This is a genomic window from Stenotrophomonas sp. 24(2023), from assembly GCF_030913365.1.
Taxonomy (GTDB): Bacteria; Pseudomonadota; Gammaproteobacteria; order Xanthomonadales; family Xanthomonadaceae; genus Stenotrophomonas.
In genome coordinates, this window is the sequence record NZ_CP133160.1 from 1,688,481 (window position 1) to 1,703,680 (window position 15,200).

A 15,200-nucleotide genomic window follows, 5' to 3' on the forward strand; every position below is an offset into this window, starting at 1 on the left:
TTCCCGGGGGTGGGGATCAGGGTTTCAGGCAGCGTCCCAGGAACGCTTCGGCAACCCGGTAGCGGTGCAGTGCATCGGCACCGGACAGGCCGTGCTTGGCACCGGGGTAGGTCATCAGTTCGAACGGCTGGCCGCGCTTCTGCAGCGCGCTCATCAGGCTGGTCGAATTGGTGAACAGCACGTTGTCATCGGCCATGCCGTGGATCAGCAGCAGCGGCGAACGCAGGCCGTCGATGTGGGTCAGCACGCGTGCCTCGCGGTAACCGGCGTCATTGCGCGACGGCAGGTCCATGTAGCGCTCGGTGTAGTGGCTGTCATACAGGCCCCAGTCGGTCACCGGCGCGCCCGCCACACCGCAGGCGTAGCTGTCCGATGCCTTGGCCAGCAGCATCAGGGTCATGTAGCCGCCGTTGGACCAGCCCTGCACGCCGATGCGTGCCGGATCCACCCACGGCTGCTGCTTCAGCCACGCCACGCCGCGCAGCTGGTCGGCCACTTCCACCGTGCCCTGCTTTCCGTACAGCGCGCCGCCGAAATCACGACCCCGGCGCGGGGTGCCGCGGTTGTCCAGCGAAAACACCACGTACCCCTGCTGCGCCAGGTACTGGTTGAACAGGTGGTCGCCACGGCCGGGCCAGCTGTCGGTGACGGTCTGGCTGGCCGGGCCGCCGTAGACATACACCGCCACCGGGTAACGCTTGGCCGGATCGAAACCGGCCGGCGTGATCAGGCTGTACTGCAGCGGCGTGCGGCCATCGGCGGCCAGCAGCGTGCCGAACTCGACCGGGCGCTGCGCCTCGCGGTAGCGCGCATAGGGATGCTTGGGATCGGCCAGGTCGTTCTCGACCAGGGTGGCGATCTTCCCGCCATCGGCGCGGAACAGCTCGATCTGCGGCGGGGTGGTGCTGTTGGACCAGCTGTCCACGTACACGCTGGCGTTGCGCGCGAAACTGGCGCTGTGCATGCCCGGCGCGGCAGACAGGCGCTGCAGTGCACCGCCCTGCAGCGGCACGGCGTAGATCTGGCTCTCGCGCGGCGATTCCACCCCGGCACGGAAGTACACCTTGCCGGCGGCTTCGTCGACCGCCAGCAGCTCATCCACCGGCCAGCTGCCGTGGGTCAGCGCGGTGGCCTTGCCCTTGGCGTCGATGCGGTACAGGTGCTGGAAGCCGGTGCGCTCGGACGACCACACGAAGCTGCCGTCGGCCAGGAAACGCAGGCTGTTGTGCAGCGGCACCCAGGTCGGGCTGGTTTCATGCACCAGCACGCGCTGGCGGCCATCGGCCAGGGTGGCTTCGACCAGGTCCAGCTGGCGCTGGTCACGCGACTGGCGCTGGAAGGTCAGGTGCTGTGCATCGCGCCAGTCCACGCGGGCCAGGTAGATGTCCTGTTCCTTGCCCAGGTCGACCCAGCGCGGCGGTGCCCCGGCCGCCGGCGCGATCACGCCCAGCTGCACGCGCACGTTGGCATCACCGGCAGCCGGGTAGCGCTGCTCGATCACGTCGGTACGGTCGGCATACACCTCGTAGCGCTTCTGCACCGGCACCGGGCTTTCATCGATACGGGCGAAAGCGATGGCCGAATCATCCGGTGCCCACCAGTAGCCGGTATGGCGGTCCATCTCCTCGTCGGCAACGAACTCGGCCACGCCGTTGCCGATCGTGGCACTGCCATCGGCGGTCAACTGCAGCTGCCTGCCGCTGGCCAGGTCGATCACCCACAGGTTGCGGCCCCGGATGAAGCTGACGAAGCCGCCCTTGGGCGACAGCTTGGCGTCGGTGGCAAAGCCCTCGCCGTGGGTGAGCTGGCGCACGGCGGCCGTGCCCTGCTGCTTCAGGTCATACAGGTACAGCTCGCCGCCCAGCGGGAACAGCAGGCGCTGCGCATCCGGCGACCACTGGTAATCGACGATGCCGGTCATCGCGGCAATGCGCTGGCGCTCGCGGCGTGCCTTCTCTTCATCGCTGAGGGTCTCGCTGCCCGGCAGCACGACCTTCGAATCCACCAGCAGCCGCGTCTGCCCGCTGGCAATGTCATAGCTCCACAGGTCCAGCTGGTTGCGGTCGGTGTCCTTGCCGCGCAGGAAACTGACCTGCGAGCCATCGGGCGCGACCTTGGGCTTCATCAGCGTCGGCCCGGACAGCGGCAGCGGCCCGGTGATGGCTTCCAGGCTCAGTTTTTCGGCGTGGGCGGCGGTGCTGGTGGCGAGCATGAGGGCAAGCGAGGCAAACAGGTGGCGCATGGAAGGTCCCGGCAAACGGCAGGTCCGCCACCACGCCTGGCGCGGCGGCGGTCGGCCCATCCTAACCAAGGCCGTGCGGGAAGGCAGCATGACCTTCTGCCCATGCGCGCAGGCCGCCGGGCATGGCCCGGCGGGCGCACCGGCCCGGGCCGGCCCTCAGCGCTTGCCGAACAGCTGCTTGCGCTCTTCCTCGCTCAACGGCTTGCCCGCATTGGGGTTCACCTGCTGGCGCAGCGCATAGGCGCGCTGGGTGGCCGGGCGTGCGGCAATGGCCTCGTGCCAGCGCTTGAGGTTCGGGAAGGCGGCAAAATCGACCGGGATCCTGTCATAGGCACCGATCCACGGGTAGCTGGCCATGTCGGCAATGGTGTAGTCGTCACCGGCCAGGAAGGCGTGCTGCGCCAGGCGCGTGTCCATCACCCCGTGCAGGCGGCGCACTTCGTTGTCGTAGCGCTCGATCGCATAGGGAATCTTCTCCGGTGCGTACACGTTGAAGTGGCCCATCTGGCCGCTCATCGGGCCCAGGCCGGCCATCTGCCAGAACAGCCACTCCAGGGTGGCGATGCGGCCGCGCGGGTCGCTGGGCAGGAAACGGCCGGTCTTCTCGGCCAGATAGAGCAGGATCGCGCCGGACTCGAACACGCTCTGCGGCGCACCGCCGTCGGCCGGGGCCGCGTCGACGATGGCCGGCATCTTGTTGTTGGGCGAGATGGCCAGGAATTCAGGTTTGAACTGGTCACCGGCCCCGATGTTGACCGGGTGGATGCGGTACTCCAGGCCCAGTTCTTCCAGCAGCAGGGTGACTTTGTGGCCGTTGGGGGTAGGCCAGTAATACAGGTCGATCATGGCGGCGGCTCGGTGCGTTCAGGAAAGGCCCAGTCTAGTGCGTCGGTTGGCTTGGCACCGCCCTGGAGGGCCGGTAACCTCGCCGCTTCCCCGCAACGCAGCATCCTTCGCATGAGTGCAAACCGCCCACCCCTGTCCCCGTTGTCCTCGCTGATCTTTGCCTCGCGCTGGCTGCAGCTGCCCCTGTACCTGGGCCTGATCGTGGCCCAGTGCGTCTACGTGTTCCTGTTCGGCAAGGAACTGTGGCACCTGATCTCGCACTCGGTTTCCATGGGCGAACAGCAGATCATGCTGATCGTGCTGGGGCTGATCGACGTGGTGATGATCTCCAACCTGCTGGTGATGGTCATCGTGGGTGGCTATGAGACCTTCGTTTCGCGCCTGCGCCTGGAAGGCCACCCGGACCAGCCCGAGTGGCTGAGCCACGTCAACGCCAGCGTGCTGAAGGTGAAGCTGGCCATGGCGATCATCGGCATTTCCTCGATCCACCTGCTGAAGACCTTCATCGCCACCAGCGCACTGGGCGGCCTGCCGCTGTGCAAGCCGGAGCAATGGGCTGCGGCGGCGTCATCGGCGTCGACCAGCTTCTATGGTGCTGGTGCCGATACCTGTACGACCATGACCGCCGATGGCGTGCTGTGGCAGACCATCATCCACTGCGTGTTCATCCTGTCGGCGATCGGCATCGCCTGGACCGACAAGCTGATGTCCAACGCCCACGCCAAGGGCAAGGGCGAAGCCCACTGATCGGCCGGCCCGGCGGTGGGGTACCGCCCGGGCCGCTTGCCCACCGGCCGCGCGGGGATGCTAGATTGCATCCTCGCCGTTGCAGCCGCTGGCGTCGGGAAACGCCACCGGCCACTGCCCGCGGCGCTGTGCCCGGGCCCGTCGTACCGTCGTCTCTATAGGGGAGAAAGATGTCGCACGTGAATCTTCATGCCGGCGCACGCCGGTGGTTGCCGGTTGCCCTGGCGCTGGCGCTGGCCGCCTGTTCCGGCAAGGACGACAGCGCACCTGCCGCCGCCGAGGGCGCGGCACCGGCCAGCACCGCCGCCGCACCGGCTGCCCCGGTCGTGGCCGCCAAGGTGCAGTCGATGGGCACCGAGCAGCTGCGCGAATCGGCCAGCCAGGCGCTGCGCGAGAACCGCATGTACGCGCCGGCCGGTGACAACGCCATCGAGTACTACCTGGCGCTGCGTGACAAGACCCCGGACGACGCGGCGGTGAAGAGCGCCCTGACCGATCTGCTGCCGTACACGCTGATCGCCGCCGAGCAGCACCTGGCCCGCGAGGACTTCACCGAAGCCCAGCGGCTGGTGGCGCTGATCGAGAAGATGGACCCGGCCGCGCCCGCGCTGCCGCGCCTGAAAGAGAGCCTGGCCAAGGGCCAGCAGAACGCGGCCAAGCGCACCCAGGATGAATCCGAGCAGGCCCGCAAGGATGCCGAGAACCGCACCCGCCAGCAGGCCGAGCAGCAGCGCCTGACCGAGCAGCGCACCCGTGAGGCCGCAGCGGCCCAGCAGATTGCCGCACAGCAGGATGCCGCGCGTCGCGACAACGAACGCGCCGAAGCCGAACGCCAGGCCAGCGCCCGCCGCGAAGCCGAAACCCGGCAGCAGCAGGCCGCCGCACAGCAGGCGGCGGCGGCACGCCAGGCGGCGCCGGCGGCAGCACCGACGCTGCGCCCGGTCAGCACCCCGGCGCCGCGCTACCCGGCCGAGGCCCTGCGCGCCGGTACCTCGGGCGAAGTGCTGGTGGAAATCACCGTGGGTACCGATGGTTCGGTCACCAGTTCGCGCGTGCTGCGAGCCACGCCCGCCCGCATCTTCGACCGCGAAGCCCTCAACGCCGTCAAGCGCTGGCGTTTCGAGCCGGTCGGTGCACCCGTCACGACCCGTCGTACGCTGGTCTTCGAACCCAGCAACTGAAGCACCCCCACGCACGGCACGGGGCCCGGTCTGTCCGGGCCCCGTTGCGTTTCAGGTACCGCTGTCGATCAGGCGCTGCAGCTGCGGATCACGCACGGCGAACACCTCGAACAGCCCCAACGCCCGCAGGGCCGGCAGTAATGCGCACAGATCGGCTTCGGCGGTGGCACGGGCCGTGGCATCGCTGGCCGGGTCCTGCCACTGACGTACGTTGGCGAGGAAGGCGCCAACACTGCCCTTGCGGACGGTGACGCCATCGATCTGCACGTGGTTCTGGTGATCGGGCAGGATGTCCTGTGCTTGCATGGCAACGTACCTCCAAAGGTGTAGGGGCACAGTGTGAGGCCCCGCCATCGTCCGTTCTGCCGTATAACTGCCAACCAATATGGCAGATCAGCCAAATCCCGCACCATTGATCGATCCTGGCCTGGCCGACACGCCCGGCGGTCCCCCTGTCGTGGGCGCGCGGCTGACGATGGCCGGCAGCCGGCGTACCCCCCGCCACCAGCATGCACGTGGCCAATTGCTGGGTGCGGCCAGCGGCCTGTTGCGCATCGAGGCCGGCCCGTTGCACTGGCTGCTGCCCGCCGGCCATCTGGCGTGGCTGCCACCGGCACTGCCACACGCCCTGGCCAGCATCGGGGCCTTCGATGGCTGGAGCCTGTATTTCAGCGCCGACCGCTGTGCGGCGCTGCCGGATACCGCCCGCCTCTTCCAGCCCAGCGCGCTGCTGCAGGCGGCAATTCCCCGCGTACTGGGCTGGCCTGCCGGTCCCCTGCAAAGCACGCACCACCGGCTGCTCGGGGTCATGGCCGACGAGATCGCCGCCAGCACGCCACTGCCCCTGGCCATGCCGCAGCCCGCCGACCGTCGCCTGCGGCGGATCGCCACGGCACTTGCACGCACGCCCCATGACAACCGCGGCATGGATGCCTGGGCGTCACTGGCCGGACTGTCCACGCGCAGCCTGGCCCGCCATTGGCAGGCCAGCACCGGCATGGGCCTGGCCGAATGGCGACAGCGCCTGCGGGTGCTGCTGGCACTGCCACGGTTGCTGGAGGGCGAAGCGGTAACCACGGTGGCGCTGTCGCTGGGCTATGACACGCCCAGCGCATTCATCGCCGTGTTCAAGCGGGAACTGGGGCTCACACCGACGGGCTACACACGCGCCATGCACCACGACAGGTGACGCATACAGGCGCTATCGCCACATCACCCGATCCTTGTGCCGTTCAAGCGCACGCGCGTAGATGGCCGGGTCGCTCGCGAATTCGGCCATGAAGCGTGGCTGACGCCCCACGATGGAATGGCAGCCTCTGAACGCAACGGGGCCCGGATAACCGGGCCCCGTGCCATTGCACGCCAATACTACCTACGGCCGGTCAACCCGAAATCGCCAACCGCTCGTTGTGGTAGCGGCGCACGGCGGCAAACCACAGCACTGCGGCCAGGCCGACGCTGGCCACCAGGTACACGCCCCAGATCTGCGGGCTGATCGCCTCGTGGCGGATCACCTTCAGCAGCATCTGGTTCTGCGCCAGGAACGGGATGGCGTACTGCCAGATCTCGCTCTTGAGCGGGTAGGCCATCAGCGCATAACCGGGCAGCATCGGCAGCAGCACCAGCCAGGTCATATGGCTCTGGGCTTCCTTCATGCTCTTGGCGCTGGCCGACAGGTAGGTCAGCAGCGAGGTGCCGATCAACAGCATCGGCAGCATCACGAACAGCATCTGCAGCATCGACAGCAGGCCCATGTTGAACTGGCGCCCGATGTTGCCCGGGGCGATCTGCGCGCTCACCTTGAAGGCCAGCAATGTCAGCAGCAGCGAGATGAAACCGATCACGCAGGCGGCGGCGATCTTGCCACTGACGATCGCACTGCGCGACGCCGGCGTCGCCAGCAGCGGTTCGAGCGACTGGCGCTCACGCTCGCCGGCCGTGGCATCCATCACCAGGTAGGCGCCACCGATGAACGAGGTGAGCGTCAGCAGCACCGGCAGCAGCATCGACAGGATCATGCCGCGCTTGGCTTCGGCGGTGGCCAAGTCCTGGCTGGCCACGTCCAGCGGCCGTGCCACCTGTGCATCCAGCCCGCGTGCCATCAGCCGCAGGGTGCCGACCTGGCCGTTGTAGGCCTGCAGCGCCGCCTGCAGGCGGGCGGTGGGCACTTCCCCGGCACGCCGCGTGCTGTCGCGGATCACTTCCACCAGCGCCGGGCGGCCTTCGGCCCAGGCCTGGCCGAAGTCATCACTGATCCGCAGCGCGACATCGATGTCCTGCGAACGGATCGCCTGGGTCAGGTCCTTCGGTGCCGTCGTGGCATTCAGGCCCTGCGCTGCCAGGAAGCGCACCAGGTTCGGCGCATGCTCGGCCCCGATGGTGGGAATGGACAGTGGCTGCTCGATCTGGGTCTTGACCCGGCTCTCGGCCAGCTTGCCCATGCCCAGCAGCAGGATCGGGTACAGCAGCGGCCCCAGCAGCAGGGTCAGCGCCAGCGTGCGCCGGTCGCGGGAGATGTCGCGCAGTTCCTTGCGCATCACCGTGATCAGGGTGGCCAGGCTCATGCGTGCAGTCCCTCTTCGCTGCCGATCAGTTTGACGAAAGCGTCTTCCAGGTTGGCTTCACCCGATTGCGCGCGCAGCGCATCGGCACTGCCAGCGGCCACCACGGTGCCCTTGGCGATGATCACGATGTGGTCACACAACGCCGCCACCTCCTGCATGATGTGGCTGGACAGGATCACGCAGCGGCCTTCCTCGCGCAGACCGAGCAGGAAGCGCCGCAGCGCGCGCGTGGTCATCACGTCCAGCCCGTTGGTCGGTTCGTCGAGGATGACATTGCGCGGATCGTGCACCAGCGCGCGCGCGATGGCGGTCTTGGTGCGCTGGCCCTGCGAGAAGCCATCGGTCTGCCGGTCCAGGATGTCGCCCATGTCCAGCGCATGCGACAGGATCTCGGTGCGCTCGCGGATGCGCGCGTCGGACAGGCCGTGCAGCTGGCCGAAGTAAGCGATGTTCTCGCGCGCGGTCAGGCGCTTGTAGACGCCGCGCGCATCGGGCAGCACGCCGAGCCGCCGGCGCACGTCCAGCGGATCGACCGCCGCATCCACGCCGTCGACCTGGATGCTGCCGCTGTCCGGCTGCATCAGCGTGTACAGCATGCGCATGGTGGTGGTCTTGCCCGCTCCGTTGGGGCCGAGCAGGCCGGTGATGCGTCCGTCCTCGGCGCGGAAACCGACGTTGTCCACGGCCTGGACGCGGCCGGTGCGGGTATTGAATGCCTTGTGCAGGTTGTCGGCGACGATCATGGTTCCCATCCATTGAACGAGGTGAACGCCGGCACGTTGCTCAGCGTGTCCAGGCAGCTGGCATCCAGCGCCTTGGCATCGGTCTTGTCGATGAACTGGCCGACCAGGCGTGGCATGCACCCGGCACTCAAGGTGCCGTGGCCCTGCCCGCGGGCGAGCAGCGCGCGGCCATGGGGCAGGTTGGCCACGACCTGCTCGGCGTAGCGCGGCGGAGTAACCGGGTCCAGTTCGCCGGACAGCAGCAGCACCGGCAGGTCGCTGTGCAGCGGCGCAGCGGCACTGGCCGGCGCCGGCTGGTGCGGCCAGACCGGGCAGGCGGCAAAGAAGGCGCGCGCCACTTCCGGGCCGACCAGGGTGTCACCGGTTGCGGCCGGCGGCTGGTAGCGCGGCGCATCCTCGCTGCAGATCACCGACCACTGCATGCCCCGGTTGATCTGGAAGCCCATCGTGCGCGTGGCGCCGCGCGCCAGCGAGGCCAACGGTGAGTACCGGCCGTGCGCGGCTTCATCGAGTACCAGCGGCAGCAGCGAGGACAACTCAGGCACGTAGGAGAAGGCGAACGCCAGGCCGACCACGCTGTCCGGGGTCAGCACGTCCCGGCGCGGGGCATTCGTGCCCGGGTCACGGTAGTCCACCGCCACCGGTGCGCGGCGCAGGGTGTCCACCACGGTGCGCAGCTGTTCACGCGTATCGGTCGGGAAGCGCTTGCTGCAGGCCGCATCGGTGCGGCACTGCGCCGACTGCAGGGTGATGGCGTTTTCGAAGGTGTTGGCGAATTCGCCACCCACCACCAGGTCGTTCGGTGCCACGCCATCGATCACCACGCTGCGGGTGTGCTGCGGGTAGGTGCCGGCGTAACGCTGGGCCACGCGCGTGCCGTAGGACACGCCGATCAGGTTGATGGTGTCCGCGCCCAGGGCCTGGCGTACGGCATCCAGATCGGCGATGGCCTCGCCGGTGGTGTAGAAGCGCGGATCGGCCCGTCCTTCCAGCGATGCCGCACAACGCTGCGCGTAGTCGCGCAGCAGCGCTTCGCTCGGTGCGGCCTCTTCATCGAACGGCAGCTCCTTGCCCTGTGCGTCCTGGCAGGTCAGCGGATTGGAACCGCCGGTGCCGCGCTGGTCGATCAGGAAGATATCGCGCTGCTTGCGTACCTGGCGCAACGCGTTGTCGACCACGAAGGCCACCTCGCTGGCGGCCTGGCCAGGGCCACCGGCCAGGAAGAACACCGGGTCCGGTGCGCTGTTGCCGCTTTCGCCGGCTTCCAGCCAGGCGATCCGCAGGTCGATCTTCCGGCCCTGGGGGGCCTCCCGGTTTTCCGGCACGCTCAGCGTGCCGCACAGGGCTTCGACATTGGCGCTGGCCTGGCTGCTGGTCAGCGTGCAGGGCTGGAAATCGATCTGGCCCTGGCGGCGCCCGGCGGCGGCATCCCGGCCCGCTTCCGGTGCAGGCGTGGCGCTGCAGCCGGCCAGCAGCGCGCTGGCCAGCAACCCGGCCAGCTTCAGGTGGTTTACATGCATCGTGCGGTGCTCCCCCTCGTGGACGTTCATGCCACCACGACGACAGCGCGCGGTGGATGTGACCAACTTACACGCAGTGGGCCCTTCCGCGCGATCCTGCCCGCACCGGCAGGATCAGGGGCGCGCCTCCAGCAGGCCGCGCTGGCGGGCCCAGCGCATGAACATCGCCGGCCATTGCGCCTCCGGCGATCCCGCCTTGCCCAGGCCCCAGCCGTGGCCACCGTGCGGGAACAGGTGCAGTTCCACCGGTACGCCCGCCGCGCGGGCCGCGGCGTCCAGGACCTTGCTGTTGTCCACGCTGGCGATGGGGTCATCCTCGGCCTGGGCCAGGAACATCGGCGGCGAGTCGCGGTGCACGTGCAGTTCCACCGAATAGGCCTCTACCGCATCGGGCTGGCGCGATAGCTCCTTCTGCGCATGGGTATGCCCCAGGGCTGGCTGCAGCGATACCACCGGGTACAGCAGGGCCATGAAATCCGGGCGCGCGGAGATCCGGTCGGTCGCATCGACCGGGGCGTAGAAATGGCCATTGAAGCGGGTGCCGACAATACCGGCCAGGTTGCCGCCGGCAGAGAAACCCATCACGCCGATGCGTGCGGGATCGATGCCCAGTTCACCGGCCCGCGCCCGCAGCAGGCGCATGGCGCGCTGGCCATCCTGGAAGGGCGCTGCCGGTGCCCAGCCGTCCTCGGGCAGGCGGTAGTAGACGACCGCAGCCGTGATGCCCTGCGATTGCAGCCATTGCGCGGCGGGCTGCGCTTCGGCACCCACTTCGATGCGCGCATAACCGCCCCCGCCGAACACCAGCACCGCCATGCCGTTGGGGTGCTGCGGGCGGTAGATCTCCAGGCGCGGCGCCGATACGCCGGTCACCACGCCGGGCTTGCCCGCATGCGCCCGTGACTGTTCCGGGCCCTGGACCACCGGCGGCCATTGCCCGGCCGGCCACAGCGGCAGCGTCTGCACCACCGGCGCGGCCTGGGCGCTGGCCGCCAGCAGCAGGCCCAGCATCCACACGGCGGCACCGCCCCCGATCCTCATCGTCCACTGCATGGCACACCCCGGTCTGCGGTCGTGGCCCGGGCACTGCCCGGGGCTCCAGCGCGCTGTTTTACGCCTGTCCCGGGCGTTGCGCGCACCCGCCCGGTGCGCCAGTCAGCCATCGGCAGGCTTCAGCAGGCACTGGCGGCCAGATGACACGGCCTGGCGCAGCACCGGTACGCCCCCGACCGGCGCGCGGTGGCAGCGCTTCCCTCCACGGTCACCAGCAGGCCGTATCGGCCGGTGACCGGCGGCCCGCCTGGTCCAGGCCCAACGGGCCACAGGCATGGTCGGCATGGCCTGATACCGGCGTGGCGACAACGGTGTAGCCACCGGGCGCAAGTTCGACATGCACCTGGTAGGCCTTGATTTCGGCGGCGCAGTGCGCCACAGGCGCGCCCTGGTAGTCCAGCACGCGCGTGTAGTGCCGTTCCAGCACGTTGGCCTGGTTGACCAGGCAGGCCTGCGCCTGCACGCGGTGCGTCTTGACGACATGCTGCCGATAGGACGGCAGCGCGATCGCCACCAGCATGGTGATGATCCCGCAGGTGATGATCACTTCCATGAGTGTGAATCCCTTCTGCGACGACATGCCCATGTCACTGCCCTCCTTCGCCCAGCTGCCGCAGTTCACGCCAGCTCGCCCGGCGGATGCGGTTGCCGATCGGCTGGGTCACCAGGCCATGCAGGGTGCCGTCCTCGGCGACACCGCCCAGCCAGTCGCCGAGGAAGCCCGGCGCATTGGGTCCCTGCCCCACGAGATAGCCGGACGACGGCACCGGCGGGCCGCCACCGCCCACCAGGTCGTCGGGGTTGCCCACCGTGCCATTGCCATCCATATCGAAGAAGCTGCTGTCCAGCCGGCCACCGGTGAACGGGTCCAGGGCCATGTAGTAGCCCGAGCCGGCCGGGTTGCACGGGTTGCTGGCATCGGGAATGCGCGTGGTGCCCAGCAGCACCCGGCCACGGAACTGCGCCGGTACCAGCATGCGCTCACCGCGGGCGCCTGCGCCGGGCGAGACCAGATCCATCACCCAGCCCTCCCTGCCCGGCGTGGCATGCCTGTCCAGGACGCGCCCGTTGCCGGTTTCGGCGATGATGCGGGTGGTGGACAACCCGCTACGCCCGGCGATCATCTGCCCATGGTCACGCAGGCCATACCAGGACTGCACCTCGGTCCTGCCCAGATCGGCCACCTCCAGCAGGGCACCGGTACCAATGAACACCCAGGTTTCGGCAGTGGCCGGATCGCGCGCGACCAACGGTGCGGCGGTGATGGGCTGCGCCCTGCCGCCGGCAGCTGCATTGAACAGGCGCTGGCTGCGGCCGGCCACGACATCCACCCGGTGGACACCCCCCTGCCGGTCGCCGACATAGGCGGTTTCGGCAAAGCCATCGCGATCGGCATCCCAAGGGCGGACAGCCGACGCGCCGTTCCCGCGTGCATCCAGCAGCAGGCTCCGCACTTCGCCCCCCGCCAGGCTGATGCTGACCAGGCGTGAACTGCCGTCATCGGCATCCACGCCGTTGCCCAGCAACACGCGCCAATCACCGTCGGCCACCTGGGCCACCATCGGCTTGCCCAGCACCCTGCCCAGCCCCGGGACATCCGCGGCTCCCCGTTCCCACAACAGGGCCGGGCGGTCGGGATCGGTGACATCCAACGCGAAGACGCCGGCCCCGCCCCGCCCCAGCGTACCCACCAGGACCGTGCGCCACGCACCACGCACATACGCATCGGCCACGGTCAGTTCGCCATCGACGTTGTAATGGTGCTCATACCCTTCGCGGGTGTAGGCACGCAGGTGCGGGGTGATGGCCGTGGCCGGCATGAAGGCGAACCGTTCTTCACCGGTAGCGGCATCGAAAGCGTGCAGCAGGCCGTCATTGGCACCGACGTATACCATCGCCCTGCGCGAGGCCTGCGCATCGGCGAACGCGCCATAACGGTCCGCGCCCTGGAAACGCCGTTGCGCGTACAGGCGCGGGTTGGGCGCACCGGCATGCACCGGTGACGAGTTGACGATGTCACCCAGCACGCTGGCACGCAGTCGCAGGCCCTGGGAGCCTTCCTTGCTGCGGTCACCGGCAAGATGGTCCAGCACGTCCTGGCTGCCCAGCGCGGTCCGTGCGGGCTGGTCCAACGCCGACCATTCCAGCGGCAGCATGCGCCCGCCCCGGCTGGTATACAGCGTGCGGGTACGCCAATCGCGGGCATCCAGCCGCGCTGCCGCGCTCCACAGCGCTGCCCCGGAGGAAGGGGTGCCGGTGGCTGCGTCAACCGCGTGGGCCACCAGGTCACCACGCCAGACGCCGGTACGATAGGACGCGGAAAACACCCGTCCGTCGGCGTCGAGCGCGCCACCATTGCTGGCCAGGGCCGAGCCCGACCCCCGCCTGGGCTGGGTAATCATGCCGAACGCCTCTTCCAGGCTGGCCACCATCCGCGATGCATCGGCGGCGGCGAAGAAGGTCCGCGGGCGCTTTTCGCGGGCATCGCCGTTGACCAAGTCCTTGCCGTTCCACCACCACGCATCCTTGAGCGGCGGCGCGGCCGGATCGAAGGGATCGAAGCCCTCGGGCACGTGGAACCCACCGTACTTGGTGGCCAGCACGTACTGGTTCCTGCCCGTTGCATAGTCCTTGTTGCTGACAACATCCACCCAGTAGGTACGCATGGTCTGCATGCCCGGCATGCCGTTGGGCGCGTTGTCCGGCCGCAGGTCGGTGGTGTTGGCCAGGTAGGCCAGGGCGGCGATGTAAGCGGAATTGTGCTGTGCCGGCGTGCCGAAACTGGGCGCCACGGCCCGTGCCCTTGCAGCGGCAGGCGCGTGCCCCTCCATCCTCCAGAGCTGGGTCATGGCCCGGACCACGTCGTAGTCCAGGTCAGCGGCCACCGCGGCGGGTTTTGGCCAGTGCTCTCCCGCGCTGCTGGTGGGGCCGGGCAGGTTCTTGTCCTCCCAGGTGCCGGTATCACCGATGCCCAGCAGGGTGGTGCCCTGGCAGTGATAGGTCATCGGGTCATCCCAGTGCTGTATCACCGGGAAACCATCGGCCTGGCGGTAACGCGTGACCGGGTCGGATGACAGCGCGCTGAACTCGGGGACGTTGCCGATTCCCCGCACGTAGCGGGCCGCTGCGTAATAGAGCTCACTGACATTGTCGAAATTCTTCGGCGAACGGCCTGTCTTCATCTGGCCGAACTTGTTGATGTAATTGATCACTCCGCTGTCAGCGACCCCGGCGCCGGTGGCGGCTGCATCGGCCGGATCCGGGTTGCGGTACAGGACGCCCGTGGTCGGGTCCCATTCCGCTGCCGCGTTGACGACGTCCGGCTTCACGGGGTCCGGTGTCATCGGCCCGATGAACTTCTGCCGCGCGCGCAGCACGCCCCCATCCGGGGCTGTCTCATGGCCGCCGGCATTGAAGGGATAGCTCATCCCGTTGTTGATGTAGCTCAGCACCGAATAGCGAAGCTGGCGGCTATGGCGTTGCAGCAGGCCCTCAGGCTTTGCGCCGGTGGCGTACGGTACGCAGTTGCGTTCCAGACCCACGCCCGCCACGCACACCTTCACCCGCACACTGAGTTCATAGATGACGGCTTCATCGCCCGGCCCACCGGGCCCGGTGGGCTGCAGCCGGTGGGCAGGGTTTGCAGGGTCGTAGGCCGTGGCGGTGTTCGCCGCGTCCAGATTGCCGATGGCGGTGAAGTACAACCGCGCGCCCAGGCCATCGACGCGTGTCATGAAGCTGGGCCATCGTGCAGGTGTGGCACTTCGTACCAGCAGCGGATCCACCGCCATCCCTGCGGGAATGCGGGTCGGCGGGAAGAACACCGTCACGCGCGGGGTGAAATCGGCCTTTTCCAGCCATGTCTCCCCCGGCAGGTCACGCACGCGGTAGCCACCGGTCAGCGCCTTGCGGAAGGGGTCGATGGTCTGGGTGGTTGCCCAGTTCAGATAGTGCCCATCCCAGTCATCACCCGGACATGCGCGCCCGCCATGCACCGACACCGGCTCGAAGTGGCGGTCGGCTTCGTCGGGTGCATAGACATAGCGGTAGCACTTGTTCGAATCGAAGTAGCCGTCGTAGGCGGCTGCACGACTGTAGGCATCGATGTTGGCTGCACTGATCAATGTCGGAAATTCGACCGACGCTGCCAGTACCAGGTTGCCCGGCACCTTGATCTGCGATGACAGTGGCGCCTGCGCGATCTGCGCCTGCACCGGCGGCGCTCCCAGGGCACCGGCCAGGCCCAGGCAGAAACCGGCCAGGACGGCAGCGGTGGGATGTGGAAAGGACAACACACGCACGGA

General features: G+C 68.5%; 12 protein-coding genes. 3 read left to right on the top strand and 9 right to left on the bottom strand.

Annotated elements, in window-relative coordinates; all coding sequences use genetic code 11:
- Positions 1-16: 16 nt before the first annotated feature.
- Together Q9R17_RS07480 and Q9R17_RS07485 are read right to left on the bottom strand one after the other, a co-directional pair.
- Positions 17-2,242, bottom strand: a complete 2,226-nt coding sequence (locus Q9R17_RS07480) for a S9 family peptidase (RefSeq protein ID WP_308157792.1) — start codon at positions 2,240-2,242, stop codon at positions 17-19.
- Between the two features lie 156 nt (positions 2,243-2,398).
- On the bottom strand, positions 2,399-3,088 hold the full coding sequence (locus tag Q9R17_RS07485) for a glutathione binding-like protein (RefSeq protein ID WP_308157793.1): 690 nt from the start codon (positions 3,086-3,088) through the stop codon (positions 2,399-2,401).
- A 111-nt stretch (positions 3,089-3,199) separates the two neighbouring features.
- On the opposite strand from Q9R17_RS07485, the gene Q9R17_RS07490 reads away from it, so the two are divergent.
- Both Q9R17_RS07490 and Q9R17_RS07495 read left to right on the top strand, forming a co-directional pair.
- Entirely contained in the window at positions 3,200-3,835 is a 636-nt protein-coding gene (locus tag Q9R17_RS07490) for a TIGR00645 family protein (protein ID WP_308157794.1), read from the top strand.
- Between the two features lie 170 nt (positions 3,836-4,005).
- Entirely contained in the window at positions 4,006-5,016 is a 1,011-nt protein-coding gene (locus tag Q9R17_RS07495; RefSeq protein WP_308157795.1) for an energy transducer TonB, read from the top strand.
- 51 nt (positions 5,017-5,067) lie between these two features.
- Here the strand turns inward: Q9R17_RS07495 and Q9R17_RS07500 are convergent, their stop codons facing one another.
- The gene (locus tag Q9R17_RS07500; RefSeq protein ID WP_308157796.1) at positions 5,068-5,322 is read right to left on the bottom strand and encodes a hypothetical protein; all 255 of its coding nucleotides are present in this window, start codon (positions 5,320-5,322) and stop codon (positions 5,068-5,070) included.
- 79 nt (positions 5,323-5,401) lie between these two features.
- On the opposite strand from Q9R17_RS07500, the gene Q9R17_RS07505 reads away from it, so the two are divergent.
- Positions 5,402-6,205: a helix-turn-helix transcriptional regulator gene (locus Q9R17_RS07505; protein ID WP_308157797.1), complete on the top strand. Its 804-nt coding sequence runs from the start codon at positions 5,402-5,404 to the stop codon at positions 6,203-6,205.
- Positions 6,206-6,398: 193 nt separating this feature from the next.
- On the opposite strand, the gene Q9R17_RS07510 is transcribed toward Q9R17_RS07505, so the two are convergent.
- From Q9R17_RS07510 to Q9R17_RS07535, 6 genes are all read right to left on the bottom strand, one after another.
- Positions 6,399-7,580 (bottom strand): ABC transporter permease, encoded by a 1,182-nt coding sequence (locus Q9R17_RS07510; RefSeq protein WP_308157798.1) that lies wholly within the window; start codon positions 7,578-7,580, stop codon positions 6,399-6,401.
- Positions 7,577-8,323 (bottom strand): ATP-binding cassette domain-containing protein, encoded by a 747-nt coding sequence (locus tag Q9R17_RS07515; RefSeq protein WP_308157799.1) that lies wholly within the window; start codon positions 8,321-8,323, stop codon positions 7,577-7,579. The genes Q9R17_RS07510 and Q9R17_RS07515 overlap by 4 nt, the downstream gene beginning before the upstream one ends.
- Positions 8,320-9,843: an alpha/beta fold hydrolase gene (locus Q9R17_RS07520; RefSeq protein WP_308158306.1), complete on the bottom strand. Its 1,524-nt coding sequence runs from the start codon at positions 9,841-9,843 to the stop codon at positions 8,320-8,322. The genes Q9R17_RS07515 and Q9R17_RS07520 overlap by 4 nt, the downstream gene beginning before the upstream one ends.
- A gap of 114 nt (positions 9,844-9,957) precedes the next feature.
- Positions 9,958-10,884 (bottom strand): alpha/beta hydrolase, encoded by a 927-nt coding sequence (locus Q9R17_RS07525; protein ID WP_308157800.1) that lies wholly within the window; start codon positions 10,882-10,884, stop codon positions 9,958-9,960.
- Between the two features lie 220 nt (positions 10,885-11,104).
- Positions 11,105-11,482: a type IV pilin protein gene (locus tag Q9R17_RS07530; protein WP_308157801.1), complete on the bottom strand. Its 378-nt coding sequence runs from the start codon at positions 11,480-11,482 to the stop codon at positions 11,105-11,107.
- Between the two features lies 1 nt (position 11,483).
- Positions 11,484-15,197 (bottom strand): PilC/PilY family type IV pilus protein, encoded by a 3,714-nt coding sequence (locus Q9R17_RS07535; RefSeq protein WP_308157802.1) that lies wholly within the window; start codon positions 15,195-15,197, stop codon positions 11,484-11,486.
- Positions 15,198-15,200: the final 3 nt, after the last annotated feature.

Coding starts and splice junctions, on each gene's coding strand:
- Q9R17_RS07515 (WP_308157799.1), bottom strand. CDS start 8,323: ATGATCGTCGCCGACAACCTGCACAAGGCATTCAATACCCGCACCGGC.
- Q9R17_RS07530 (WP_308157801.1), bottom strand. CDS start 11,482: ATGGGCATGTCGTCGCAGAAGGGATTCACACTCATGGAAGTGATCATC.
- Q9R17_RS07495 (WP_308157795.1), top strand. CDS start 4,006: ATGTCGCACGTGAATCTTCATGCCGGCGCACGCCGGTGGTTGCCGGTT.
- Q9R17_RS07505 (WP_308157797.1), top strand. CDS start 5,402: ATGGCAGATCAGCCAAATCCCGCACCATTGATCGATCCTGGCCTGGCC.
- Q9R17_RS07485 (WP_308157793.1), bottom strand. CDS start 3,088: ATGATCGACCTGTATTACTGGCCTACCCCCAACGGCCACAAAGTCACC.
- Q9R17_RS07490 (WP_308157794.1), top strand. CDS start 3,200: ATGAGTGCAAACCGCCCACCCCTGTCCCCGTTGTCCTCGCTGATCTTT.
- Q9R17_RS07520 (WP_308158306.1), bottom strand. CDS start 9,843: ATGCATGTAAACCACCTGAAGCTGGCCGGGTTGCTGGCCAGCGCGCTG.
- Q9R17_RS07510 (WP_308157798.1), bottom strand. CDS start 7,580: ATGAGCCTGGCCACCCTGATCACGGTGATGCGCAAGGAACTGCGCGAC.
- Q9R17_RS07525 (WP_308157800.1), bottom strand. CDS start 10,884: ATGAGGATCGGGGGCGGTGCCGCCGTGTGGATGCTGGGCCTGCTGCTG.
- Q9R17_RS07480 (WP_308157792.1), bottom strand. CDS start 2,242: ATGCGCCACCTGTTTGCCTCGCTTGCCCTCATGCTCGCCACCAGCACC.
- Q9R17_RS07500 (WP_308157796.1), bottom strand. CDS start 5,322: ATGCAAGCACAGGACATCCTGCCCGATCACCAGAACCACGTGCAGATC.